We start from the raw sequence: 23,978 nt of genomic DNA on the forward strand, positions 1-23,978 counted from the left end.
TCCTGCCGCGGGCGCTTCACCTGTTAATCCGTCGGGGACTGCGGCTATGCCGGTTGGGTCTCCTGCACGATCCGCAGCACCCGGCGCCGGTCACGCAGGTCCACCTTCAGGTGCAGCGAAGACTTCCGGGCAAGGACGACGGCGACCACCGCAGCGGCGATGGCCGGCACGCCACCCGAAATCAGGACAGCAAGGTGCGGACCAAAGTGCTCGGCCAGCCAGCCCATCATGGGGCCGCCAATGGCCTGTCCGCCGATCAGCACCACCAGGTAGAGGCTCATGACACGGCCGCGGATGCTCATGTTGGAGCTGGTCTGCACCATTTGGTTGGCCGCAGTGAGGAACATGAGGCACCAGAATCCGGCAAGGACCATGGTGACGCTGAACCACACCATGGACGGCATCAGCGATGAGACACAGAGCATGAGCCCGTACAAACCAGCCGACGCCACCACCGATCGCAACCGCAGCTGTCGACGCCGGGTGGACGCCACCGCTCCCATCAGTGCACCGAGCGCAACCATGGCGTTCAGCAGGCCGTAGCCTCCGGCACCGGCGTCGTACACGTGGTCCGCAAAGGCGGCCAGCAACACAGGCAAGCTCATGGCGAAAACGGCCACGAACCCGGCCATCAACCACGGCCAGTAAATGGTGGGCTTGCTAAGCGCATAGTTAAGGCCTTCACGCAGCATCCCCTTTTTGCGGGGCGTCGGCTGGCTGAGGTGCAGCTGGTCCTTGCGAAGGATCAGCAGCATGGCCACAGTGGTACAGCAGGCCACAGCGTTGGCAGCGAAGGCCCAGCCTGCGCCGACAGCGGTGAGCAGCACACCCGCCAAGGCAGGCCCGATCAAGCCGCCCAGCTGGAAGGTGGTGGAGTTGACGCTGATGGCATTCCGGAGGTACTTGGGGCCGACGAGTTCATTGACGAACACCTGCCGGGCCGGCTGGTCCAGGACCGTCACGAAGCCCAGGGCCAAGGCAATGACGTACACGTGCCAGACTTCAACGCGCTGGCTCAGGGACAGAACCGCCAACACTGCAGCCAGCACGGCCGCCGCCGATTGGCAGATGATGAGGATCTTGCGCTTGGCAAAGCGGTCGGCGATCATGCCGCCCCATGGTCCCAGGAACAGTGACGGCATGAACTGCAACGCCACCGTAATGCCGACTGCGGTGACGGAACCGGACAGCTGCAGCACCATCCAGTCCTGGGCGATGCGCTGCATCCAGATGGCGATGACGGCAATGAAGTGGCCGATCGCGAAAATCCTGAAGTTGGGGACCTTCAGGGAGATGAAAGTATGACGCCAGGGCAGCTTTTCACTCACGACGGCGAGTGGCTGGGTGACGGTGTCCGGCTGGTTGGTGTTCGGCTTGTCTGTATCCGGCAGCGGGCGAGCGGACAGGGAATCGATGACGGGCTGGCTGACGTTTGCCGCTGAAGGCGGTGGGGGTGCCAAAAGTAGTCCTCGGATCGAGAGTTTCGGTGGGATGCGTTTAACGCTATGGTTGCCAGCAGCAATTATGGAAGCGTATTGCGCCTATAACTAGCATTGCGGAATGCAATGAGCTGCTTGCAGCACGAGGGGAAACGGCGCAGTACTCCGGCCCGGCGTTGACCCGCGCTTAGAGGAGTTCCGTGTTTGAACCTGTCCAGCTCCGTTCCTTTTTGGCCGTCGCGGAAACGCTGAGTTTCACCAAGGCAGCCGAGCGGCTGGGCCTCGCACAGCCCACGGTCAGCCAGCATGTCCGCAAGCTCGAGGCCGCCGCCAAGCGCGTACTCGTGGCCCGGGATACCCGTGAAGTCAGGCTTACTGACAACGGTGATGCCATGGCTGGTTTTGCCCGCAACATCCTTGCTGCCCACGATTCCGCGGCCCGCTACTTTTCCGGCTCGGCCATGCGGGGACGCCTCCGCTTCGGGACAGCCGACGACCTCGCCATCACCGGCCTCCCCCGGATTCTCCGGGAGTTCCGGCAGCTCTACCCACAGATCAACCTCGAGCTCACTGTCAGCCAAAGTGATCAGCTGTACAAGCGGCTCAACGCCGGGCAACTGGACCTGGTGTTCGTGAAATGGGTGGCCGGGGCCAAGGAAGGCACGGTGGTCCGGCACGATAACTTCGCGTGGGTCGGCGTGGAGCAGACAGTGCTGGAACCGGGCGCCCCCGTGCCGCTGATTGCGTACCCGGCACCGAGTTTGAGCCGGAAGCTTGCCATCGATGCCCTGGAAGCGGAAGGCCGGACATGGCGGATCACCTGCAGCACCAAACAGATCAGCGGGGTGCTCGCGGCCGTCCGGGCCGGGATTGGAGTCGCCGTAATGCCGGCATCGCTGGTGCCCGAGGACCTGAAGGTCATCACCCAGCGATTCGGCCTGCCGCCGGTGGGCGACGTGGACTTCACCTTGATCCGGAATCCACTCGCCAACGCCGAGGTCATCGACGCCCTGACACAGGCCATCATGGGCCGGACGCTGAGTAAGTCGAACTAGCCACCGGGCCCCGGAAGCAGCCGTAGTACGCTCACCCCATGACTCACGCCAAGCTCGTCCAGCCGTCCGCAAAGTTCCATGAGTCCTGGCTGGAAAGCTACGACGAGTGGGGCACCCTTAACCAGGATGGCTCAGCGGCTTTTGTGGCTGCGAGATACGACCTGGATCTCCGCGACAACAGCGACTTCGCGGAGTGGGTTCACCTTCTGCACGAGTTGCCCAAGAAGGGCTTCCAACCCCCTGAAGGCTTGGCCAACCAGAGCACCATCTGGGTTGTCGATGACAACGCATACCTGGGGGCAGCCAGCCTCAGGCACTCGTTGGCCAATGACTATCTCACTGAGGTAGGAGGCAACATTGGCTACGGCATCCGGCCCAGCGCGCGGGGGCGGGGGCTCGCCAAGCTTGCATTGAAAGGCGCCCTCCAGGAGGGTCGCTCCCTCGGCATGGATCGCGTGCTGGTGACGTGCAAGCAGCCGAACGTGGCGTCCGCCCGCACCATCGAGGCGTGCGGCGGCGTTCTTGAAAGCGTCCGGCCTCCGGAGAGTTTCGCTGCGGACCTCGGAGTCACCGAAGCGATCCGGCGTTATTGGATCACGCTCTAGCCCAGCGTTCATTCTGTTCAGCTGGCGATACACCCTTACTGGGTAAGCGCATTCCCGGTATCCTGTGTAGCATGATCGACCTCACCACTCTGGCTGACCTCACGCCTGGCATCTGTTCCGTGACTCTCCGCTCCCACGGGATTGACGAGGTGGTCCGCATTTCATCGAATGCGGGCCTGGCCGGCATCGAGTGGGGCACTGATGTGCACGTCAGCGATGCGGAGTCCGCGGCGCACGCAAAGGGAGCAACTGAAGCAGCGGGACTCTTGGTTCTCTCGCTCGGCTCGTACTACCGCTGCGGCGCCTTCGGGGATTTCGATCGTGTCCTGGACCTCGCCACGGCGCTCGGCGCCCCACGAATCCGGGTGTGGGCCGGCGAACAGGGTTCGGCCGGCGCCGGCCAGGAACACTGGGACGCGGTGGTGAAGGACACTCAGCGGATTGCGGATCTCGCGGCCGCCCGGGGTGTCGCCATCGCGTTTGAGTATCACGGCAACACCCTCACCGACTCCCCCGCCACCACCTTGGAGTTACTGAACAGGGTGAACCATGCCAACGTCGGCACTTACTGGCAGCCCGCCGTCGGACTCTCAGACCAGCAGGCGCTGGAGTCCCTCCACGAAGTCCTCCCCCACGTGGTGGGGGTGCACTGCTTCTCCTGGGGGCCGGTTGCCGAACGCTTCCCGCTGCGGAACCGGAAGTTGCTGTGGCAGACCGTCACTGACGTTCTGCGCGGAAACGGCAAGGACCTGGACATCATGCTGGAGTTCGTCGAGGACGACCTTCCGGACAACGTCATCAACGATGCCTCGTTCCTCCACACCATCACCTTGGGCGAGGACTGAGGCCAACTACGTAACGCGGTTACGCAGCCCAGCCCCACCGGCCGAGCCATGATGCGCAGAGCGCCGGCCACTGATCAGCCCCGGCCGTTCCCGAAGCCAGGCCAATACCGTGGACGCCGTGCGGGAAGAGGTGCAGTTCCACCGGGACGCCGGCCCGGCTGAGCGCGCCGGCATAAGCAAGGCTGTGGCTGACGGTGACGGATTGGTCGTCGGCCGTATGCCAGAGGAAAGCGGGCGGCGTTCTCGGCGTGACGTGAAGATCCGTTGAGAGCTCCCGCAGGACCCCAGGGGCGGCACCCGCTCCAGCGAGGTTGTCCACAGACGCCTGATGGACCGAATTCACGAACGAAATGACCGGATAGCAGAGAATGCTGAGGTCCGGCACAGCCTCCACGGTATCCAGCGAAGGATCACCGGTGGCTACCTCCACGGACAACGTGGACGCGAGATGTCCGCCGGCTGAAAATCCCAGGACGCCAACCCTCGACGCATCCACTTTAAGTCCGTGATCGCCGTTGCGGATCCACAGCATCGCCTGCTTGGCATCCACCAACGGGGCCGGGTGCTGATCCGGCGCCACCCGATACCGCAGCACGAATGCGTGGATTCCCAATGAAGCCAGCCATTCACCCACGGGCTCGGCCTCGTGGTCTGCCTGCTTGGCGTATGCCCCGCCGGGAAGCACCAGGATGGCTGGCGCAGCTTGAGTGGAACGCTCGACGGCGGGAATCACCGTCAGCGCCCGGGGCGCCTGCGCTGGTGGCCCCGCCGTCGTCATACCTGTGATTCCACCGGAGTTTCGGTGCTGCGGCGGAGCTTGACCGCGCCACTGACGGGAGGAGTATCCGGATCTCCCGCAGCGAGCCGGCCAATATCTTCGAGCGGCAGGTGCACGGTGGACAGTGCGGGCCGGAAGTCGCGCAGGGTTTCGATGTCGTCGAAACCGGCGATGGTGGCGTCGCGGGGAATCCACACGCCCTCCGGCCGAAGGGCGGCGGTAACGCCGATGGCCATGACGTCATTGACGGCAAAGATGCAGAGGCGTTCCGCGGAGGACTTGATCCGTTCGGCAAGCGCCTGACCGGCTTCATACCCGCCGGCCCGGTTGAATCCAGTGCGGATCACCTCGGCGGCGGGCCTCCCAGCGTCCGCGAGCCCGCGCTGGAAACCGCGGACACGGTCGTCCGATGTGTAGAGACCCTCGGGTCCGGCAATGATCAGGAAAGCACCATCATGAGTGGCGGCCAATTCCGCAGCGAGGCCGGCAGCCAGTTCCTCGTTGGGGACTTTCACCACATGGTAGCCCTCGCTCGTGGACGCGCCCACCACCGGATGGCCGACAACTCCCACATGACCGCCATTGCGGCAATAACGGTCCAGCTCGGCGGCCAGCTCGGCATTTCCTTGCTTGTCCTCAGCCCGCACGGAACGCGAACCGGCAATGACAATCGAGTCGGCGCGGCGCGCAGCGAAGGCTGCGACGGCTTCCTTTTCATCCGAAGGAGCCCCGGAGGTGGTGGCCAGGAGCACCATGCGGTTCTGCTGGCGGGCAGCTTCCTGGACTCCGCGGGCGATCGCAGAGAAATAGGGATCGGCGATGTCATGGACAACCAGTCCGATCAGGCCCGAACTCGACTTGGCCAACGCCTGCGCCTGTGCGTTGGGCACGTAGCCGAGCTTGTCGGCGGCCTCGCGGACGCGTTCGGCAATGTCCTCGGCGGGCTTACGGGACGAGCCGTTGAGGACCCTGGATGCGGTGGCCAGGGAAACCCCGGCCAAACGGGCAACTTCACTCAGTGTGCTGGCGGCCACGGGGCCCTCCTTGTCTGCAAGCGTCGGGACTGGCGCTAGGGAAATTATGTCAGTCTTCCGCGAGTTATGGGAAAGCGCTTGCCAATCCGGCGAGTCATGGTGCATGATCGATGACAACGGGAATGCGCTTTCCCACACGAACTGCAAGCACCGGCTTCCGCACCGCGACCGGCACACAAGGCACTGGAGAAAACATGGGCTACGAAACAAAGACGATCCGCATCGCCATGAACGGCATCACCGGCCGTATGGGCTACCGCCAGCACCTGCTGCGGTCCATCCTCCCCATCCGCGACGCCGGCGGTTTCACCCTGGAAGACGGCACCAAGGTTCAGGTGGAGCCGATCCTCGTTGGCCGCAACGAAGCGAAGATCCGCGAACTCGCCGAACTCCACAAGGTCTCTGAATGGACCACCGACTTGGACGCCGTCATCGCCGATCCCACCGTTGACATCATCTTTGACGCTTCCATGACCAGCCTCCGCGCCGCCACCCTGAAAAAGGCCATGCGCGCCGGCAAGCACATCTTCACAGAGAAGCCGACGGCCGAGACCTTGGAAGAGGCCATCGAACTGGCACAGATCGGCAAGGACGCCGGCGTCACCGCGGGCGTGGTGCACGACAAGCTGTACCTCCCCGGCCTGGTGAAGCTCCGCCGTCTTGTGGACGAAGGCTTCTTCGGCCGCATCCTCTCCATCCGCGGCGAATTCGGCTACTGGGTCTTCGAAGGCGACGTCCAGGCTGCCCAGCGTCCGTCGTGGAACTACCGCAAGGAAGACGGCGGTGGAATGACCACGGACATGTTCTGCCACTGGAACTACGTCCTTGAAGGCATCATCGGCAAGGTCAAGAGCGTCAACGCCAAGACCGCCACGCACATCCCCGCACGCTGGGATGAGGCCGGCAAGGAATACAAGGCCACCGCAGACGACGCCTCCTACGGCATCTTCGAGCTCGAAACCCCGGGCGGCGATGACGTCATCGGCCAGATCAACTCCTCCTGGGCCGTCCGTGTCTACCGCGACGAACTGGTGGAGTTCCAGGTCGACGGCACGCACGGTTCCGCCGTCGCCGGTCTGAACAAGTGCGTTGCGCAGCAGCGCGCCCACACCCCCAAGCCCGTCTGGAACCCGGACCTGCCGGTCACCGAATCCTTCCGCAGCCAGTGGCAGGAAGTCCCCGCCAACGCTGAACTGGACAACGGCTTCAAGCTGCAGTGGGAAGAATTCCTGCGCGACGTCGTCGCAGGCCGTGAGCACCGCTTCGGCCTGCTCTCCGCAGCCCGGGGCGTGCAGCTTGCCGAACTCGGCCTCCAGTCCTCGGCAGAGCGCCGCACCATCGACATCCCGGAGATCACCCTCTAATGACGTCACTGATTCTTCCCACCGACGACGGCGGCACCCGCGAGTACCGCCTTCAGCCCGCCACCTCCTGGGTCAAGCCGACCGCTCCGCTGACGGCCCGCCGCGCCTACGCCGCAGCACACGTCATCCCCGAGGTTGCAGCCGACAACACCCCCGGCGCCCCCGCCCAGCTCGACTGGGACGCCACCCTGGCGTACCGGCACGAGCTGTGGTCCTACGGCCTGGGCGTTGCCGACGCCATGGACACCGCGCAGCGCGGAATGGGCCTTGACTGGCCAGCCACCCAGCAGCTCATCAAGCGCACGGGCGCGGAAGCCGCCTCCGTGGTGGCCGCGGGCAACGCCGCCATTACGGGCAAGTCGGTCCGCGACCTTGTTTCCTGCGGCGCCGGCACCGACCAGCTGGACATCGCTGCACTCCCTGCGGGGGCTGCAGGTATCCAGGCTGTCATCGACGCCTACCGCGAGCAGATCGCCGTCGTCAGTGAAGCCGGACCCAAGGTCATCCTCATGGCCTCCCGGGCGCTGGCCAAGGTTGCCAACGGGGCCGACGACTACCTGCACGTCTACTCGACGCTCCTTCAGGAAGTTGACCAGCCGGTCATCCTGCACTGGCTGGGCACCATGTTCGACCCCGCGCTGGCAGGATACTGGGGTTCCGACGACGTCTCTGTCGCCACCGAAACTTTCCTCAGCCTCATCCGCGAGCACTCGGACAAGGTTGACGGCGTCAAGGTCTCGCTGCTGGATGCTTCCCATGAGGTCGCCCTCCGCGCCGACCTCCCGGAAGGCGTCCGCCTCTACACCGGTGACGACTTCAACTACCCGGAACTGATCGACGGCGACGAGACGCACCACTCGGACGCCCTGTTGGGCATCTTCGCTGCCATCTACCCGGCCGCTTCGGCCGCGTTGCAGAAGTACGACGCCGGCCAAGGTGCTGAAGGGCGCGCCATCCTGGACTCCACCCGTGAGCTGGGAAAGCACATCTTCAGCGCACCCACGTTCTATTACAAGACCGGCATTGCCTTCATGTCCTGGCTCAACGGTAAGCAGCCCGGTTTCCAGATGGTGGGCGGCCTGCACTCGGGCCGCTCGGTCCTGCACCTGGCCAAGACCTTTGAACTGGCAGATCAGGCCGGCTTGCTGAAGGACCCATCGCTGGCCGCGTTCCGGATGTCTGACTTCCTGCGGATCAACGGGGTGGGTGCATGAGCGACTTTTCCCGGCTGTCACTGAACAGCGCCACCACCAAGAAATGGACCTTGTCCGAGGCCGTGGATGGTTGTGCCCGAGCCGGCATCCCCGCAATCGGACCGTGGCGTGACCGCGTGGCCGAGGCCGGATTGGACAAGGCAGCCAAGCTCATCAAGGACGCGGGTCTCCGGGTTTCCTCGCTCTGCCGCGGTGGATTCCTGACCGCAGCCGACGCTGAGGGACAGGCTGCTGCCCTGGCCGACAACTTCGAGGCCGTCCGTGAAGCCGTTGCGCTGGACACCCAGGAACTTTTCCTGGTGGTCGGCGGGCTCGCTCCCGGCGAGAAGGACGTGGTGGCTGCCCGCCAGCGCGTCGCCGACCGACTCGAGGAACTCGTGCCCTTCGCTTCCGAGAACGGCGTCCGCCTGGTGCTGGAACCACTGCACCCGATGTACGCCGCTGACCGCGCACTCATCTCCACCCTCGGCCAGGCACTCGATCTTGCCGCGCCGTACGACGCAAAGGCTGTTGGCGTCGCCGTCGACACTTTCCACGTGTGGTGGGACCCCGAGCTGAAGGCGCAGATTGACCGCGCCGGGCGCGAAAACCGCATCGCCTCCTACCAGGTGTGCGACTTCAACCTGCCGATCGCCGCTGACGCGCTGCTGTCCCGCGGCATGATGGGCGACGGCGTCATCGACTTCGCCACCATCGGCACTTGGGTCAGGGACGCCAGGTACACGGGCGATATCGAGGTTGAAATCTTCAACCAGGAGATCTGGGACGCCGACGGCGACACCGTCCTGGAGACCATGAAGCAGCGCTACGCGGAGCTCGTTCTCCCGTTCGCGTAACACCGTGGTCCTCCCGCGGATGCCCTAAGCTCCGCGGGAGGATCACTCCAAAACCAGCGGGTTCCTGCCACGGTCACGGCAGGGGCCCGCTTTTTGCTGCTACCGCGCCCTCCGTTTTGTGTCGGCTGTGAGTCGCGGAAGGAGCCGGTGAGATAGAAGGTACACAGCTGAAACATTGCGTCGATGGGAGGAAACAATGGGCACCTACGCTGGTTTTACCTGAACAAAGGCGTTCACCAAGCCACTGAAAGGACACCACCATGATGCTCTTGAAGACCCTTAACTTTTTCCTCGATGCCAGCGGCACCCACAGCGGCCCCACCGGCGATTCCAGCCCCGAGCACTACCCCGTTTTCGCCACCGAGCGCCTGACCTCCAGCGCCTGGGAAGGCTGGTGGGACGACGCCGACCAAGGCTTCCCTGCGGAAGCCTGAGCTGTCAGGTCAGGAAGCCCGCGCAGCGAGCTGAACCTTGGCCCCCGGCAGGCCGATGAAGGTGACCGAACCGCCGTCGGGCCCTTGCAGTTCAAGGCTGATGTTCCGCGATCCTTCGAGGGGTTGCACGGAGCCCACCCGGAAAACCTCACCGCTGATCCGGACGCTGTCCCCATGCCGGATGGCTTTGAGCTTCTTGTTCCTGCCGTCAGCGTTCACCGTTGATTCTCCAATGCGCTATTTCTTCTGCGGTTCGTCGCCGTGGGTTTCACGGATTTCTTCGCCATCCCGGATGACCTGGTCTTCCTTCTCCTGCATCTTGTCGCTCTTCTTGGTATCGCGCGGCGGCAACTGGATGCTTTCTTCAGCTTCAATGCCTCCTTGCAACTGGCGTCCGCGTTCCATCTCGGCATCGAACTCCGCACCGAACAACAGGGACATGTTCAGGATCCAGAGCCACAGCAGCATGATGATGACGCCGGCCAAGGCGCCGTAGGTCTTGTTGTAGTTGCTGAAGTTGGCAACGTAGAAGCCGAAGCCCAGCGACGCGAGGGCGAAGATCACCAAGGCGATCAGGGAGCCCATGCTCATCCACCGGAACTTGGGCTGCTTGACGTTGGGAGTGAAGTAGTACAACACCGCAATAATGACGATGACTACCAGAATGAGGACCGGCCATTTGGCAATGTTCCAGACGGTCAGGAAGGTCTCCGACAAACCGATGGCTCCGCCTATGGCTTCTGCAACGGGGCCGCTCAAGACCAGCATGGCCGCTGCGAGTGCCGCACCAACTACCGCAACGATGGTAACGGCGAGCATAGTGCCCCGCAGCTTGATGAAGCCGCGACCCTCGTCCACTTCATAGACCCGGTTCATGGCCCGGCTGAACGCCGTGGTGTAGCCCGAGGCGGACCAGAGCGCCACCAAAATACCGAAAACCAACGCGAGCCCGGCCGTGTTGGACTGCGTCAGTTCCTCGATCGGCTGGCGCATGGCGTCAACGCCGGGCCCCGGCGCGAACTGTTGGACTATATCCAGCAATGACGACGTCGTCTTGCCGGCATCTCCGAAGATGCCGATCAGGGAAACCAGCGCCAAAAGGGCTGGAAACAGGGAAAGGACTGCGTAATACGTCAGGCCCGCTGCAGCGTCCGGACACTGGTCTTTGCTGAACTCGCGGAGCGTCCGCTTGGCGATGTACATCCACGTGGGTTTGGCCAGGTCATTGGGACTGTCAGGCTTGCGCGAGTCTTCGGGGGAAGGTGCGGTGTGAGCCTTGGCTGTGCTGGTGTGAGCTGAGTCTTGTGTAGTCATGGGGCACTCGTCCGTGGGGTTGGGTTTTCGCGAACAACTGACCCATCAATAGTAAGCATGCTGATGAATCATGCGGAAGAACCCACGCCGAATTACCGCCGGCAAACCCGGACATGACTACGCCAGCTTGCTCGCCAAAAGGAACTCGAACGGCGACTCAATCACAGACCGGATCACTTGGCCGGCAGCGCCCAGGAGCGTGCCGGAATGTTCAAGGCCGGACACGGTCAGGTTTTTCGGGTCCAGCAGCCCAGGCGCGTAGCGATCCAAACTGGCCAGCAACGCCGGCCTCAGCCACTCCCCCAGCAACGCAAAGTGCCCACCGAGGACTATGGCGTCAATATCCATCAAACGGGCTGAGGAGGCGAGCGCGACCCCCAAGTACCGCCCGGCGTCGTGAACTGCCTTCAGTGCGTTCGGATCCTGGGCGGCCAAAGCGGCGAGAAGCTGTTCCGTGCGTTCGGCCAGGGAGCCTTCGGGAATGGCGGCCGCCTCGAAGATGGCCTCCTGGCCGGCGAACGTTTCAAGGCATCCCGCCCCACCGCAGGAACACGCAGGCCCCTCCGGGTGGACCACAATGTGGCCCAGTTCGCCCGCCGATCCTCCGGGCCCCAGGTACAGGTCCGAGCCGATGATGACACCGCCACCTACACCCACTTCACCGGAGACATAGAGAAAGTCGGCAGGGCCGTTGCCGTACCACAGCTCGCCAAGAGCGGCGCTGTTGGCCTCATTGGACAGCCGGACGCCAAGCGGCGCGCCCTTGAGCAACGAGCCCGGGTCCAAGTGCTCGTTCTCCCAATGCAGATTCGGGGCGGAAAGAACGATGTTCCGCCGCTCATCCACCAGGCCAGGGACGGCCAGTCCGCCACCCAGGATGGCGACCTTTTCGGCCGCCGCTGTGTCAACTGCTTCGGACACCAGATCCCGCAGGCGTTCCATGACTTCCCGGGGTGCCATCCCCCGGTTCCGTGACTCAACGGTGGTGTGGAAGCGGAGATTGCCACGCAGGTCCACCAGCCCCACGGCCAGGTAGTCAACGTTGATTTCCATCCCCACCACGCCACGGCGTGAGCTGAGTTCCAGCCCTTGGCCGGGCCTTCCCCGCTCGCCATCGCGGTACAGGCCCACTTCAGATACAAGTCCCGATTCCACCAGATCCGCCACCAGGCTGGAGACCGCCGCCTTGGTGAGCCCCGTGCCGGCCGCGAGCTGCGCGCGGCTGGGCTTCGCATCGCCGGTCCGCGCAATGGAGTCCAGGACCAGCGAAAGATTTCGACGGCGGACATCGCCGACGCGGCCGGGCGCTGCTGACTCGTTCACTGGCGTGGGACTCCCTGCGGATCTGAAAAATTGTTGCTGGCTTCCATTGACCATGATCCATCATCCCCCATATAGTTCAGATTGAAAACTAATTGGAGCGCCTTTCTTCGTCTCCTCCCCCAGTGCTTTGCAAAGGAGCAAAATGACCCCGCAGCCCACCCCGCAGGACCGCTTCACCTTTGGCCTCTGGACTGTCGGTTGGACCGGTGCCGACCCCTTCGGTGTTGCCACGCGCCCAGCCCTGGACCCGGTGGAAGCAGTGCACAAGCTCAGCGAACTTGGTGCATATGGCATCACTTTCCACGACAATGACCTGATTCCTTTTGATGCCAGCGCATCCGAGCGCGACCTCATCCTCAAGAACTTCAAGGCCGCTTTGGCTGAGACCGGCTTGAAGACGCCGATGGTCACCACCAACCTGTTCAGCCACCCCGTCTTCAAGGATGGCGGCTTCACCTCGAACGATCGTTCGATCCGCCGCTTCGCCCTGAGCAAGATCCTGCGCAACATCGACCTCGCCGCCGAGCTTGGCGCCGAAACGTTCGTGATGTGGGGCGGCCGCGAAGGCAGCGAATATGACGGTTCCAAGGACCTGTCGGCAGCACTGGACCGCATGAAGGAAGGCGTGGACACCGCCGCCGGCTACATCAAGGAAAAGGGCTACGAGCTCCGGATTGCGCTGGAACCGAAGCCGAACGAACCCCGCGGCGACATCTTCCTCCCCACCGTTGGACACGGCCTGGCATTCATTGCCCAGCTGGAACACGGCGACATTGTGGGCCTCAACCCCGAGACCGGCCATGAGCAGATGGCGGGGCTGAACTTCACCCACGGCATCGCCCAGGCCCTGTGGGCAGGCAAACTCTTCCACATCGACCTGAACGGCCAGCGCGGCATTAAGTACGACCAAGATCTGGTTTTCGGCCACGGCGACCTCACCAGCGCTTTCTTCACGGTGGACCTGCTGGAGAACGGCTTCCCCAACGGCGGACCCAGGTACGACGGCCCCCGCCACTTCGATTACAAGCCTTCCCGCACCGACGGTTACGACGGCGTCTGGGAATCAGCCAAGTCCAACATGTCCATGTACCTCCTGCTGAAGGAACGCGCCCTCGCTTTCCGTGCAGATCCGGAAGTCCAGGAAGCCCTCGCCACCTCTGGTGTCTTCGAGTTGGGCCAGCCCACCTTGAACGCCGGAGAAACCACCGCTGACCTGCTGGCTGACGCCAGTGCTTTCGAAACGTTCGACGCCGATCACGCCGCCGAGCGCTCGTTCGCCTTCGTCCGCCTCAACCAGCTGGCCATCGAGCACTTGCTCGGCGCGCGCTAAATCCCCCCACCCACCACAGTCCCGTCGCCGGGCTCCGCAAGGTCTCCTTGCAGGGCCCGGCGCCGGGTCGCCGAAGGAACAAACGCATGCCTCTCGTAGCCGGGATCGACAGCTCCACCCAGTCGTGCAAAGTGGTGATCCGGGACTCTGCCACCGGCGCCTTGGTTCGCCAAGGCCGGGCGCCCCATCCAGAGGGCACGGAAGTCCACCCCGATCATTGGTGGACAGCCCTCCAGGAAGCCATCAGGGAGGCAGGCGGACTGGACGACGTGGACGCCGTTTCCGTGGGCGGCCAGCAGCACGGGATGGTGTGCCTGGACGATTCCGGAAACGTTGTACGTCCAGCTCTCCTATGGAACGACACCCGGTCCGCGCCCGACGCCGAGGAGTTGGTCCTCGAAGCCGGTTATGGCGACGCCACTGCCGGTGCAGAATACTGGGCATCCAGCACCGGAACCGTGCCGGTGGCATCGTTGACCGCCACCAAGCTCCGCTGGCTGGCCCGGAACGAACCAGAGAACGCCCGGCGCGCTGCCGCGGCGTGCCTGCCGCACGATTGGCTGTCCTGGCGGCTGGCCGGCCACGGTCCCGGAGACGGACCCGCATCGCTGGAACTCCTGCGCACCGACCGGTCCGACGCTTCAGGTACGGGCTACTTCTCGGCCAGCAACGGCGAGTATCTTCCCGACGTACTCGAAAGCACGCTCGGCCATGTCCCCATCCTGCCTGTAGTGGTCGGACCTTTGGACGTTGCGGGCAAGACGCCTGGCGGCGCTTTGATCGGACCCGGAGCCGGTGACAACGCCGCAGCAGGCCTGGGCGTCAGCGCCGCCGTCGGGGACGTTGTTATCTCCATTGGAACTTCCGGGACCGTGTTCGCGGTGTCGGACGTTCCGGCGCAGGACGTCAGTGGACTGGTTGCCGGTTTCGCCGACGCCACGGGCAACTTCCTTCCCCTCGCCTGCACGCTCAACGCAACACGGGTCTTTGATGCCACAGCTGCTCTCCTGGGGGTGTCTCTCGCGGAACTGGGAACCCTGGCCCTCTCCGCTCCCGAGGGCGCCGATGGGCTTACTTTGGTGCCGTACTTCGAAGGTGAACGGACACCCAACCTGCCTAATGCAACGGGCTCACTCCACGGCATCACGGTCTCCAACTACACGCCGGCCAATCTGGCCCGGGCCGCCGTGGAGGGTGTGCTGTGTTCACTGGCGGACGGGTTGGCTGCGCTGCAGGCACAGGGCGTCTCCGCTCAGCGCATCATCCTGGTGGGTGGAGGCGCTCAGTCAGAGGCCGTCCAACAGGTGGCTGCTTCGGCCTTTGGACTGCCGGTATTCGTACCCCGGCCCGGCGAGTATGTCGCCGACGGCGCTGCCCGCCAAGCGGCAGGCGTCCTCACGGGCCAGCTCCCTGAATGGCCATTGGATGGCGTGGACGTGAAACCCCGGGAAATCGGCGGGACGGCCCCCTTCCTGACCAGGTATCGCCAGTACGCTGCCACGGCGGCCATGAGGTAATCGTGGCTGTCGGTGCTCTATCGTGACAGGGTGAGCTCAGATCAATCTGCACCAGCCCGTCCGCCTGTCATGGAGGACGTTGCCCGCGTGGCGGGGGTTTCCCACCAGACCGTTTCCCGGGTGCTGAACAACCACCCCAACGTGAGTGCCAAGACCCGCGAGCGCGTTGAGCAAGCCATCACGGAGCTGGGTTATCGCCGAAACACGGCAGCACGCAGCCTGGTGACCCGACGCTCCCAAACCATTGGAGTCCTCGGCAGCGAGATGGCCCAATACGGTCCATCCCACACGCTCCTCGGCGTCCAGCAGGCGGCACGGGATGCGGGCTATTTCGTCAGTGTCGCAGCCCTGCGCGAAGTGACGCCCGAGACCATCAAGGACGCCGTCGCCCACTTCATGGATCAGGGCGTTGACGGCATTGTGGTGACCGTGCCCCACCCCGGCACCTTCGATGTCCTGAGGGACATCACCGTTCCAGTGCCCTTGGTGGCCGTAGGCTCAGTCGGCGACGAACACTTGAGCGGCGCCACCGTCGACCAGCGGCAGGGCGCCAAGCTCGCCGTCGAGCACCTCCTTGAGCTAGGCCACCAGAGGATCGGCCATCTTTCCGGGCCGGCCGACTGGATTGACGCCGCTGCCCGTATCGACGGCTGGCACGAGGCACTGAATGAGGCCGGACGTGAACCGGGATCCTTGATCGAAGGCGACTGGAGCGCTGAGTGCGGTTACCGCGAAGGACTGAAAATCGCCGCCGACCGTTCCCTGACGGCACTGTTCGTGGCCAACGACCAAATGGCCCTCGGCGTCCTTCGCGCCTTCAACGAGACCGGCGTACAGGTACCCGGCGACATCAGCGTTGTGGGCTTCGATGACCAACCCGAGTCCGCCTACTTCATCCCGCCGCTGACAACAGTGGCTCAGGACTTTGAGGAACTGGGCCAGAGGTGCATCGGCCTGCTGCTGGACCGCTTGGAGAACGGCGACACCGTTTCAGCCGCCACCGTGACACCGCGTCTGGTCATCCGCGCCACCACGGCGCCGCTCGCCGGCTAACGAACGAGTCCCGCTACTGAACCCAACCACGGGACAGCTCTTGACATCAAAGTTGTGAGCGCTAACAATTACATCAGACCTTCTTCACTTTTCCACCCCGACCCCCGGCAATGAGGCCCTGGCCAGCCGGATGGAGACCCCATGAATACCTCTGAATTCCTCCCGCTGGACGAGCAGTTCGTCATTGGCGTGGACTATGGCACTTTGTCCGGGCGCGCCGTCGTCGTCCGTGTATCGGACGGGGCAGAACTTGGCAGCGGCGTGTTCGAATATCCGCACGCCGTCGTGACGGAAACCCTCCCCGGCAGCAGCCAACGACTCCCCGCCGATTGGGCGCTTCAGGTCCCCAACGACTACCGCGACGTCCTGCGCAATGCTGTCCCGGCCGCCGTCGCCGACGCCGGAATCAATCCGGCCAAGGTGGTGGGCATCGCCACCGACTTCACCGCCTGCACCATGGTTCCGACGACGGCGGACGGCACGCCGCTGAACGAACTGGACCGCTTCGCTGACCGGCCGCACGCTTTCGTGAAGCTGTGGCGCCACCACGCAGCCCAGCCGCAGGCTGACCGCATCAACAAGCTCGCTGAAGAACGCGGCGAGTCCTGGCTTCCCCGCTACGGCGGCCTGATCTCCTCGGAGTGGGAGTTTGCCAAGGGGCTGCAGCTCCTTGAAGAGGATCCCGAAGTCTACGGCGCCATGGACCACTGGGTTGAGGCAGCGGACTGGATCGTCTGGCAGCTCTGCGGCAGCTATGTCCGCAACGCCTGCACCGCCGGCTACAAGGGCATCTACCAGGATGGAAAGTACCCGTCCGAAGACTTCCTGGCAGCGTTGAACCCCGGGTTCAAGGGGTTCGTGTCCGAAAAGCTGGAACACACCATCGGCCGTTTGGGCGACGCTGCAGGTTATCTGACCGAGGAAGCGGCCGGCTGGACCGGGCTTCCGGCCGGGATCGCAGTGGCCGTGGGAAATGTTGACGCCCACGTCAGCGCCCCGGCCGCGAACGCCGTGGAACCAGGACAGCTCGTAGCCATCATGGGAACGTCCACGTGCCACGTCATGAACGGCGACGTGTTGCGCGAAGTCCCCGGCATGTGCGGAGTCGTGGATGGCGGCATCGTGGACGGCCTCTGGGGTTACGAAGCAGGCCAGTCCGGAGTTGGCGACATCTTCGGTTGGTTCACCAAGAACGGCGTCCCGCCGGAGTACCACCAGGCCGCCACAGACAAGGGGCTGGGTATCCACGAGTACCTGACCGAACTCGCGGAGAAGCAGGCGATCGGCGAGCACGGCCTGATCGCGTTGGACTGGCATTCGGGCAACCGCTCAGTGCTGGTGGACCACGAGCTCTCCGGCGTGGTGGTGGGCCAGACCTTGGCTACCAAGCCTGAGGACACCTACAGGGCGTTGCTGGAAGCCACCGCTTTTGGCACCCGCACCATCGTGGACGCGTTCCGCGATTCGGGTGTTCCGGTCAAGGAATTCATCGTGGCCGGCGGGCTTTTGAAGAACACATTCCTGATGCAGGTCTACGCCGACATCACTGGCCTGCAGCTCTCCACCATCGGTTCCGAGCAAGGTCCCGCGCTGGGCTCGGCGATCCACGCAGCTGTCGCAGCCGGGAAATACAAAGACATCCGCGAAGCTGCAGCCTCCATGGCAGCAGCTCCCGGCGCGGTCTACACACCCATCCCTGAAAACGTGGCGGCCTACGAGGTCCTCTTCCAGGAATACAAAACCCTGCACGACTACTTCGGCCGCGGCACCAACAACGTCATGCACCGCCTCAAAGCCATCCAACGCGCCGCGATCCAGGGCTCCTCACACGATGGCCCAGCGGCCCAGGCCAGCACTTTGGAAGGAGCCTCCGCATGAGCACCCTCCTGGAATCCATTGCGCGAGTTCGCAGGGAGGTCTGCGAGCTGCATGCAGAACTGACCCGCTACGAACTGGTGGTCTGGACGGCCGGCAATGTCTCGGGCCGGATCCCCGGGCACGACCTCATGGTCATCAAGCCATCGGGCGTTTCCTACGATGACCTCACGCCAGAGCTTATGGTGGTCACGGACCTCCATGGCACCCCGGTCCGGGGCATGAACACCGGAAGTGCCGGAACCGTGGACTGGGGCAACCCGGACCTCTCGCCGTCCTCCGACACCGCTGCCCACGCCTACGTCTACAGGCACATGCCAGAGGTAGGCGGCGTTGTCCACACACACTCCACCTACGCCACGGCCTGGGCTGCGCGCGGCGAAGAAATCCCCTGCGTACTGACCATGATGGGCGACGAATTCGGCGGATCCATTCCCGTGGGGCCGTTCGCGTTGATCGGAGACGACTCCATCGGCCAAGGCATCGTGGAAACCCTCAAGAACTCCAACTCCCCCGCGGTCCTGATGCAGAACCATGGGCCGTTCACCATCGGCAAGACCGCCCGCGAGGCCGTTAAGGCAGCGGTGATGTGTGAGGAAGTGGCCCGGACAGTCCATATCTCGCGTCAACTCGGTGAGCCACTGCCCATCGACCAGGCCAAGATCGAGTCCCTTTACGACCGATACCAGAACGTTTACGGCCGCTGACGCGGTCAACCAGAAGCCACCTCGAAAACCCAAGAGCACCCAGGAGCCACCACAATGCCCAGCGCCAACACCACATCCGCCAACACCACGTCCCTGGGTCAGTACGAGGTCTGGTTCCTCACCGGCAGCCAGCACCTCTACGGCGAGGATGTCCTCAAGCAGGTGGCAGCGCAGTCGCAGGAGATTGCCAACGCCCTGAACGCCAGCAGCGATGTCCCGGTCAAGCTCGTCTGGAAGCCGGTCCTCACCGATTCCGATTCCATACGACGCACCGCCCTGGAAGCCAACTCAAACGACTCCGTGATCGGTGTGACCGCCTGGATGCATACGTTCAGCCCGGCCAAGATGTGGATCCAAGGCCTTGACGCGCTCCGCAAGCCGTTGCTGCACCTGCACACGCAGGCCAACAGGGACCTCCCCTGGGCTGACATCGATTTCGACTTCATGAACCTGAACCAGGCAGCACATGGCGACCGGGAATTCGGATACATCCAGTCACGCCTCGGCGTGCCGCGGAAGACCGTCGTCGGGCATGTTTCCAATCCTGAGGTTGCCCGCCAAGTGGGGGCCTGGCAGCGCGCTTCGGCCGGCTGGGCCGCCGTCCGCACGCTGAAGCTGACCCGATTCGGCGACAACATGCGCAACGTCGCGGTCACCGAGGGCGACAAGACCGAAGCCGAGCTGCGCTTCGGCGTCTCGGTGAACACCTGGTCCGTGAACGAGCTCGCCGAGGCTGTCCACGGCGCCGCAGAGTCCGACGTCGACGCCTTGGTTGCCGAGTACGAGCGCCTTTATGAGGTGGCTGACGAGCTGAAGACCGGCGGCGACCGCCACGAGTCGCTGCGGTACAGCGCCAAGATCGAACTGGGCCTCCGCAGCTTCCTGGAAGCCAACGGTTCTGCAGCGTTCACCACGTCCTTCGAAGACCTGGGCGAACTGCGCCAACTCCCCGGCATGGCCGTCCAGCGCCTCATGGCCGACGGTTACGGCTTCGGCGCCGAGGGCGACTGGAAGACCGCCATCCTGGTACGCGCCGCCAAGGTCATGGGTGGCGACCTGCCCGGAGGCGCGTCGCTCATGGAGGACTACACATACCACCTGGAACCGGGCAGCGAGAAGATCCTGGGCGCCCACATGCTGGAGGTCTGCCCTTCGCTGACCGCCTCAAAGCCGCGCGTTGAGATCCACCCGCTGGGAATCGGCGGCAAGGAAGACCCCGTCCGCATGGTGTTCGACACCGACGCCGGTCCCGGCATCGTGGTTGCGCTCTCCGACATGCGTGATCGGTTCCGCCTGGTGGCCAACGTGGTGGACGTTGTCGACCTCGACCAGCCGCTGCCCAACCTGCCGGTGGCCCGTGCGCTGTGGAAGCCGAAACCCAACTTCTCCACCTCGGCCGCCGCGTGGCTCACCGCCGGAGCGGCGCACCACACGGTATTGTCCACCCAGGTGGGCCTGGACGTGTTCGAGGACTTCGCCGAAATTGCCAAGACCGAACTCCTCACCATCGACGAAAGCACCACCATTAAACAGTTCAAGAAAGAGCTCAATTGGAACGCCGCATACTACAAGCTGGCCGGCGGCCTGTGAGCACTGAATTCACGCTGAGCGCGGGCGGTTACACGGCAGTTGTCACCGCCCGCGCGGCCGCGCTGCGCATCCTGCAGTTTGAAGGCCGGGACCTCGTGGTCCCGTTTCCTGAGGGCGGCCCCATCCCGGATTACCGCGGCATCATAGCCGCGCCGTGGCCCAACAGGATTGCTGACGGCAAGTACAGCTTCGACGGCGTCGAGCATCACTTGCCGGTCAACGAACCTGAGCGGGAAACAGCGCTGCACGGCCTCGCCTTCCCGCTCGACTGGACGTTGAAAGAGTCCGACGCCGGTTCGCTCACCTTGACGTGCACGGTGGGGCCAACGGCGGGCTACCCCTTCGTGCTGGAACTTGGGGCGCAGTACACGCTGGACGACGCCGGGCTTCACACCTCGGTCACAGCCCGCAACGCCGCCGACGTCGCTGCTCCCTACGGCGTGTGCCCGCACCCTTACTTGGTGGCAGGTTCCTCACCGCTGGATGAGTGGCTTCTCGAGTTTTCAGCCGACTCTTTCCTGGATGTCACCCCGGACAGGCTCCTGCCCATTGGCGTCCTGCCAGTTGACGGCCACGCTTTCGACTTCCGTTCAGCGCGCGCCATCGGCAGCACCGAAATCGACCACGCCTTCACCGGAATAACGTTCGACGGCGGGCTGGCGCGGCTTTCCGTGCGGGACCCGGCGGGCACCGGCGTCGGAATGTCGTGGGACGAAAGCTGCCCGTGGCTGCAGATCCACACGGCTGACAAGCCGGACCCGATCCCGGGCCGGATCGGCCTTGCCGTGGAACCCATGACCTGTCCTCCGGATGCCTTCAACAGCGGCACGGACCTGATCCGACTGGAACCTGGCGCGTCCCACAAGGCGTCCTGGAGCATGTACGCCCTGTAGCTACCCCAACTAAGTCGCAGTTAGGCGCTTTTTGAGCGGTCAGAATGCGCTTAAATGCGACTCAGTTGGGTGAACCGGCCGTGCTTTGGCGAACCACCAATTCCGGAGTGAACACCACTGCCCGGTGCTTGGTCCCGCCGTTGTCCTGCTCCTCGGCGAGCAACTCGATCGCCGTCCGGCCCAGCGCCTCGGTGGGCTGCCGGATGGAAGACAGCGGCACCACTGCGGAGATGGCGAAGTCGATGTCGTCGTAACCAATGAGCGCGATGTCCTCGGGAATTTTCACCGTGCGCAACATGGTCAGCGACTGCATGACGCCGAGCGCCAGAAGGTCGTTGGAGCAGAAAACCGCCTCAGGCCGAAGCTCCGGGGCGCGTTCCACCAGGCCGTTACCCACCTGTCGGCCTGCAAGGACGGTCTGCCCGGCGGAGTCCAGCACCTCAACGCTGGCCCCCGGCACCTCGGCCACGGCACGCTGTGCGCCCTTGAGCCGGCTCGCCACCTGGCGGATGGAGGGCGTGCCAACAAAAGCCAGACGACGACGGCCCAGCTCCAACAGGTGCTTGGCGGCCAGATACCCGCCTTCCTGGTCATCCACGGACACTGAGCTGCAACGATCGGTGTCTGCAAGTTCGTCCACCAACACAGTGGGGACGCCGCGTTCGCGCAGGGTGTCGATGCGCTCCCGCACATCACCCACGGGGGAGATGAGCAGGCCCTGGACGCGCTGCTCCTGGAAAAGGTCCATGTAATGCGCTTCGCGGGAGGAGTCCTGCCCGCTGTCACCCACCAGCACCACACTCCCAAGCGCCGTAGCTGCATCTTCCGCGGCACGGGCCACCGAGGAGAAGAAGGGGTTTCCCACGTCCAGCACAATCAGGCCGATGGTCCTGCTCTGCCCGGCGCGGAGCTGGCGGGCGGCGTCATTGCGCACAAAGCCCAGTTCCGCGATGGACTTGAGGACACGTTCCTTGGTTCGTTGCGACACACGATCCGGATAGTTGAGCACATTGGAAACAGTTCCCACTGCTACCTGGGCGTGGGTTGCAACGTCTTTGATGCTGGCTGTCTGGGACATGCTTTCCGATCTCCGTTGGCTGACGTCAATGTGCTGGAAACGCCTTGACACCCTCCCGTTTCCGAGGGTAATTTGAATCGTAACAAATGAAACGATTCAAAGACGAGTGACCCTGGAGAACCGCACATGAGGGTTTGTTTCCGCTCTTCAGTCCAGCCGGAACTGATGACCGAGTACAAGCAGCGCCACGCCGCCGTATGGCCGGAGATGCTGTCCGCACTGAAAGAAGCAGGGTGGAACAACTACTCGCTGTTCCTCGCTCCGGACGGCCAACTCATCGGCTATTTGGAATGCGAAGACTACGAGGCAGCCCAGGCCCGCATGGCACTCACCAAGGTCAACGCCCGCTGGCAGGCGGAAATGGCAACCCTCTTCGCGAACAGCGACGTCCCGCCGGACCAGGGTTTTGAAATCGTCGAAGAAGTTTTCAACCTCGAAGACCAGCTTGCGGCCGTGGGCATCGTCACAGATACGCCCGGTGCCACACACATAGACAAAGACCCAGCCAAGCAAAAGGAACAAGCATGAACACCACAGAATCGGCCCTGGGCCGTCTGGGAGAACTGGCCATTGAAGTGCCGTCCTGGGCCTACGGAAATTCCGGGACCCGGTTCAAGGTCTTCGGCACCCCGGGTACTCCACGCACCGTCCAGGAAAAGATCGCCGACGCCGCCAAGGTCCACGAGCTCACCGGGCTGGCCCCCACTGTGGCCCTGCACATTCCGTGGGACAAAGTGGATGACTACGCAGCACTGCGTGAGTACGCTGCGGGGCTGGGCGTTGGACTGGGCACTATCAACTCCAACACTTTCCAGGATGACGAGTACAAGTTCGGCTCCCTGACCTCCTCCAACGAGTCCGTCCGTCGCCGCGCCATCGATCACCACCTGGAATGCATTGAGATTATGCACGCCACCGGTTCCCAGGATCTGAAGATCTGGCTGGCCGACGGCACCAACTACCCGGGCCAGGACGATATCCGTGGCCGTCAGGACCGACTGGCGGAGTCCCTCCAGGAGATCTACGCAGGCCTCGGCGACGAGCAGCGCCTGGTTCTGGAGTACAAGTTCTTCGAGCCCGCTTTTTACCACACCGATGTTCCGGACTGGGGTACCTCGTACGCGCAGACCCTCGCCCTGGGTGAGAAGGCGTTCGTTTGCCTGGATACCGGCCACCACGCCCCGGGCACCAACATCGAGTTCATCGTGATGCAGCTCCTGCGGCTGGGCAAGCTGGGTTCGTTCGACTTCAACTCCCGCTTCTACGCCGACGATGACCTGATCGTGGGCGCGGCTGATCCGTTCCAGCTGTTCCGCATCATGCACGAGGTCATCCGTGGCGGCGGTTTCGGCAAGGATTCCGGTGTCGCCCTGATGCTGGACCAGTGCCACAACCTTGAAGAGAAGATCCCGGGCCAGATCCGCTCGGTGCTCAACGTCCAGGAAATGACGGCCCGCGCGTTGCTCGTAGATACCGCAGCGCTCTCCGAAGCCCAGCGTGCCGGCGATGTCCTGGCCGCCAACGGCATCTTCAACGATGCCTTCTACACGGATGTCCGCCCGGCCTTGGCCGAGTGGCGCGAGTCCCGCGGCCTGCCCGCCGACCCGATGGCCGCCTACAAGGCCAGCGGATACCAGAAGAAGATCAACGAGGACCGCGCAGGCGGCCAGCAAGCCGGATGGGGCGCATAAGCA

23 protein-coding genes are annotated in these 23,978 nt (G+C 63.9%); 16 read left to right on the top strand and 7 right to left on the bottom strand.

Annotation, left to right across the window (positions count from 1 at the left end; translation table 11 throughout):
• Positions 1–44: 44 nt before the first annotated feature.
• Entirely contained in the window at positions 45–1,460 is a 1,416-nt protein-coding gene (locus ABQM86_RS19025; RefSeq protein ID WP_369745289.1) for an MFS transporter, read from the bottom strand.
• Between the two features lie 179 nt (positions 1,461–1,639).
• On the opposite strand from ABQM86_RS19025, the gene ABQM86_RS19030 reads away from it, so the two are divergent.
• From ABQM86_RS19030 to ABQM86_RS19040, 3 genes are all read left to right on the top strand, one after another.
• Complete coding sequence (locus ABQM86_RS19030) at positions 1,640–2,494, top strand: LysR substrate-binding domain-containing protein (protein ID WP_026543322.1); 855 nt, start codon at positions 1,640–1,642, stop codon at positions 2,492–2,494.
• 38 nt (positions 2,495–2,532) lie between these two features.
• A complete protein-coding gene (locus tag ABQM86_RS19035) occupies positions 2,533–3,099 on the top strand; it encodes a GNAT family N-acetyltransferase (protein ID WP_369745290.1) in 567 nt (188 codons plus the stop codon).
• A 71-nt stretch (positions 3,100–3,170) separates the two neighbouring features.
• Positions 3,171–3,944 (top strand): sugar phosphate isomerase/epimerase family protein, encoded by a 774-nt coding sequence (locus tag ABQM86_RS19040; protein WP_369745291.1) that lies wholly within the window; start codon positions 3,171–3,173, stop codon positions 3,942–3,944.
• Between the two features lie 19 nt (positions 3,945–3,963).
• Here ABQM86_RS19040 and ABQM86_RS19045 read toward each other — a convergent pair whose 3' ends face one another.
• Together ABQM86_RS19045 and ABQM86_RS19050 are read right to left on the bottom strand one after the other, a co-directional pair.
• A complete protein-coding gene (locus tag ABQM86_RS19045; RefSeq protein ID WP_369745292.1) occupies positions 3,964–4,722 on the bottom strand; it encodes an alpha/beta hydrolase in 759 nt (252 codons plus the stop codon).
• Positions 4,719–5,756: a LacI family DNA-binding transcriptional regulator gene (locus ABQM86_RS19050; protein WP_369745293.1), complete on the bottom strand. Its 1,038-nt coding sequence runs from the start codon at positions 5,754–5,756 to the stop codon at positions 4,719–4,721. Before ABQM86_RS19050 ends, ABQM86_RS19045 begins: the two co-directional genes overlap by 4 nt.
• 194 nt (positions 5,757–5,950) lie before the next feature.
• Here ABQM86_RS19050 and ABQM86_RS19055 point away from each other — a divergent pair, with 194 nt between their 5' ends.
• The 4 genes from ABQM86_RS19055 (at position 5,951) to ABQM86_RS19070 (ending at position 9,604) form a co-directional block, all read left to right on the top strand.
• The gene (locus ABQM86_RS19055; RefSeq protein WP_207595193.1) at positions 5,951–7,120 is read left to right on the top strand and encodes a Gfo/Idh/MocA family protein; all 1,170 of its coding nucleotides are present in this window, start codon (positions 5,951–5,953) and stop codon (positions 7,118–7,120) included.
• The gene (locus ABQM86_RS19060) at positions 7,120–8,334 is read left to right on the top strand and encodes a dihydrodipicolinate synthase family protein (RefSeq protein WP_369745294.1); all 1,215 of its coding nucleotides are present in this window, start codon (positions 7,120–7,122) and stop codon (positions 8,332–8,334) included. The genes ABQM86_RS19055 and ABQM86_RS19060 overlap by 1 nt, the downstream gene beginning before the upstream one ends.
• Positions 8,331–9,170, top strand: coding sequence for a sugar phosphate isomerase/epimerase family protein (locus ABQM86_RS19065; RefSeq protein WP_369745295.1), 840 nt, complete (start codon positions 8,331–8,333; stop codon positions 9,168–9,170). The genes ABQM86_RS19060 and ABQM86_RS19065 overlap by 4 nt, the downstream gene beginning before the upstream one ends.
• A gap of 260 nt (positions 9,171–9,430) precedes the next feature.
• Positions 9,431–9,604 carry a hypothetical protein gene (locus ABQM86_RS19070; RefSeq protein ID WP_207595196.1) on the top strand — a complete coding sequence of 58 codons (174 nt, stop codon included), beginning with the start codon at positions 9,431–9,433 and terminating at the stop codon, positions 9,602–9,604.
• Between the two features lie 9 nt (positions 9,605–9,613).
• Here ABQM86_RS19070 and ABQM86_RS19075 read toward each other — a convergent pair whose 3' ends face one another.
• The 3 genes from ABQM86_RS19075 to ABQM86_RS19085 all read right to left on the bottom strand — a co-directional run bounded on the left by ABQM86_RS19075 (position 9,614) and on the right by ABQM86_RS19085 (position 12,241).
• Entirely contained in the window at positions 9,614–9,823 is a 210-nt protein-coding gene (locus ABQM86_RS19075; protein WP_089596442.1) for a hypothetical protein, read from the bottom strand.
• Positions 9,824–9,841: 18 nt separating this feature from the next.
• A complete protein-coding gene (locus tag ABQM86_RS19080) occupies positions 9,842–10,918 on the bottom strand; it encodes a YihY/virulence factor BrkB family protein (RefSeq protein WP_207595197.1) in 1,077 nt (358 codons plus the stop codon).
• A gap of 117 nt (positions 10,919–11,035) precedes the next feature.
• Complete coding sequence (locus ABQM86_RS19085; RefSeq protein ID WP_369745296.1) at positions 11,036–12,241, bottom strand: ROK family protein; 1,206 nt, start codon at positions 12,239–12,241, stop codon at positions 11,036–11,038.
• Between the two features lie 142 nt (positions 12,242–12,383).
• Between ABQM86_RS19085 and xylA the strand changes: the two genes are divergently transcribed.
• The 7 genes from xylA (at position 12,384) to ABQM86_RS19120 (ending at position 21,206) form a co-directional block, all read left to right on the top strand.
• Complete coding sequence (xylA, locus tag ABQM86_RS19090; protein ID WP_280624077.1) at positions 12,384–13,571, top strand: xylose isomerase; 1,188 nt, start codon at positions 12,384–12,386, stop codon at positions 13,569–13,571.
• An 86-nt stretch (positions 13,572–13,657) separates the two neighbouring features.
• A complete protein-coding gene (locus tag ABQM86_RS19095) occupies positions 13,658–15,088 on the top strand; it encodes a xylulokinase (protein WP_369745297.1) in 1,431 nt (476 codons plus the stop codon).
• 69 nt (positions 15,089–15,157) lie between these two features.
• Positions 15,158–16,141, top strand: coding sequence for a LacI family DNA-binding transcriptional regulator (locus ABQM86_RS19100; RefSeq protein ID WP_207597662.1), 984 nt, complete (start codon positions 15,158–15,160; stop codon positions 16,139–16,141).
• Between the two features lie 141 nt (positions 16,142–16,282).
• Positions 16,283–18,019 carry a ribulokinase gene (gene araB / locus ABQM86_RS19105; protein WP_369745298.1) on the top strand — a complete coding sequence of 579 codons (1,737 nt, stop codon included), beginning with the start codon at positions 16,283–16,285 and terminating at the stop codon, positions 18,017–18,019.
• Positions 18,016–18,723: an L-ribulose-5-phosphate 4-epimerase gene (locus ABQM86_RS19110; protein WP_207595201.1), complete on the top strand. Its 708-nt coding sequence runs from the start codon at positions 18,016–18,018 to the stop codon at positions 18,721–18,723. Before araB ends, ABQM86_RS19110 begins: the two co-directional genes overlap by 4 nt.
• A gap of 54 nt (positions 18,724–18,777) precedes the next feature.
• The gene (araA, locus tag ABQM86_RS19115) at positions 18,778–20,313 is read left to right on the top strand and encodes an L-arabinose isomerase (protein WP_369745299.1); all 1,536 of its coding nucleotides are present in this window, start codon (positions 18,778–18,780) and stop codon (positions 20,311–20,313) included.
• Positions 20,310–21,206 (top strand): aldose 1-epimerase family protein, encoded by an 897-nt coding sequence (locus tag ABQM86_RS19120; protein ID WP_369745301.1) that lies wholly within the window; start codon positions 20,310–20,312, stop codon positions 21,204–21,206. Before araA ends, ABQM86_RS19120 begins: the two co-directional genes overlap by 4 nt.
• A 61-nt stretch (positions 21,207–21,267) precedes the next feature.
• Here ABQM86_RS19120 and ABQM86_RS19125 read toward each other — a convergent pair whose 3' ends face one another.
• A complete protein-coding gene (locus tag ABQM86_RS19125; protein ID WP_207595204.1) occupies positions 21,268–22,284 on the bottom strand; it encodes a LacI family DNA-binding transcriptional regulator in 1,017 nt (338 codons plus the stop codon).
• A gap of 126 nt (positions 22,285–22,410) precedes the next feature.
• On the opposite strand from ABQM86_RS19125, the gene ABQM86_RS19130 reads away from it, so the two are divergent.
• Both ABQM86_RS19130 and rhaI read left to right on the top strand, forming a co-directional pair.
• On the top strand, positions 22,411–22,812 hold the full coding sequence (locus ABQM86_RS19130; protein WP_207595205.1) for an L-rhamnose mutarotase: 402 nt from the start codon (positions 22,411–22,413) through the stop codon (positions 22,810–22,812).
• The gene (rhaI, locus tag ABQM86_RS19135; protein ID WP_207595206.1) at positions 22,809–23,975 is read left to right on the top strand and encodes an L-rhamnose isomerase; all 1,167 of its coding nucleotides are present in this window, start codon (positions 22,809–22,811) and stop codon (positions 23,973–23,975) included. Before ABQM86_RS19130 ends, rhaI begins: the two co-directional genes overlap by 4 nt.
• The last annotated feature ends 3 nt before the right edge of the window (positions 23,976–23,978 follow it).

Source organism: Paenarthrobacter sp. AMU7, from assembly GCF_041200195.1.
In the GTDB taxonomy this organism is placed as follows: Bacteria; Actinomycetota; Actinomycetes; order Actinomycetales; family Micrococcaceae; genus Arthrobacter.

Coding starts and splice junctions, on each gene's coding strand:
- ABQM86_RS19065 (WP_369745295.1), top strand. CDS start 8,331: ATGAGCGACTTTTCCCGGCTGTCACTGAACAGCGCCACCACCAAGAAA.
- ABQM86_RS19070 (WP_207595196.1), top strand. CDS start 9,431: ATGATGCTCTTGAAGACCCTTAACTTTTTCCTCGATGCCAGCGGCACC.
- ABQM86_RS19080 (WP_207595197.1), bottom strand. CDS start 10,918: ATGACTACACAAGACTCAGCTCACACCAGCACAGCCAAGGCTCACACC.
- araB (WP_369745298.1), top strand. CDS start 16,283: ATGAATACCTCTGAATTCCTCCCGCTGGACGAGCAGTTCGTCATTGGC.
- ABQM86_RS19125 (WP_207595204.1), bottom strand. CDS start 22,284: ATGTCCCAGACAGCCAGCATCAAAGACGTTGCAACCCACGCCCAGGTA.
- ABQM86_RS19055 (WP_207595193.1), top strand. CDS start 5,951: ATGGGCTACGAAACAAAGACGATCCGCATCGCCATGAACGGCATCACC.
- ABQM86_RS19040 (WP_369745291.1), top strand. CDS start 3,171: ATGATCGACCTCACCACTCTGGCTGACCTCACGCCTGGCATCTGTTCC.
- ABQM86_RS19100 (WP_207597662.1), top strand. CDS start 15,158: ATGGAGGACGTTGCCCGCGTGGCGGGGGTTTCCCACCAGACCGTTTCC.
- rhaI (WP_207595206.1), top strand. CDS start 22,809: ATGAACACCACAGAATCGGCCCTGGGCCGTCTGGGAGAACTGGCCATT.
- ABQM86_RS19095 (WP_369745297.1), top strand. CDS start 13,658: ATGCCTCTCGTAGCCGGGATCGACAGCTCCACCCAGTCGTGCAAAGTG.
- araA (WP_369745299.1), top strand. CDS start 18,778: ATGCCCAGCGCCAACACCACATCCGCCAACACCACGTCCCTGGGTCAG.
- xylA (WP_280624077.1), top strand. CDS start 12,384: ATGACCCCGCAGCCCACCCCGCAGGACCGCTTCACCTTTGGCCTCTGG.
- ABQM86_RS19035 (WP_369745290.1), top strand. CDS start 2,533: ATGACTCACGCCAAGCTCGTCCAGCCGTCCGCAAAGTTCCATGAGTCC.
- ABQM86_RS19110 (WP_207595201.1), top strand. CDS start 18,016: ATGAGCACCCTCCTGGAATCCATTGCGCGAGTTCGCAGGGAGGTCTGC.
- ABQM86_RS19045 (WP_369745292.1), bottom strand. CDS start 4,722: ATGACGACGGCGGGGCCACCAGCGCAGGCGCCCCGGGCGCTGACGGTG.
- ABQM86_RS19060 (WP_369745294.1), top strand. CDS start 7,120: ATGACGTCACTGATTCTTCCCACCGACGACGGCGGCACCCGCGAGTAC.
- ABQM86_RS19130 (WP_207595205.1), top strand. CDS start 22,411: ATGAGGGTTTGTTTCCGCTCTTCAGTCCAGCCGGAACTGATGACCGAG.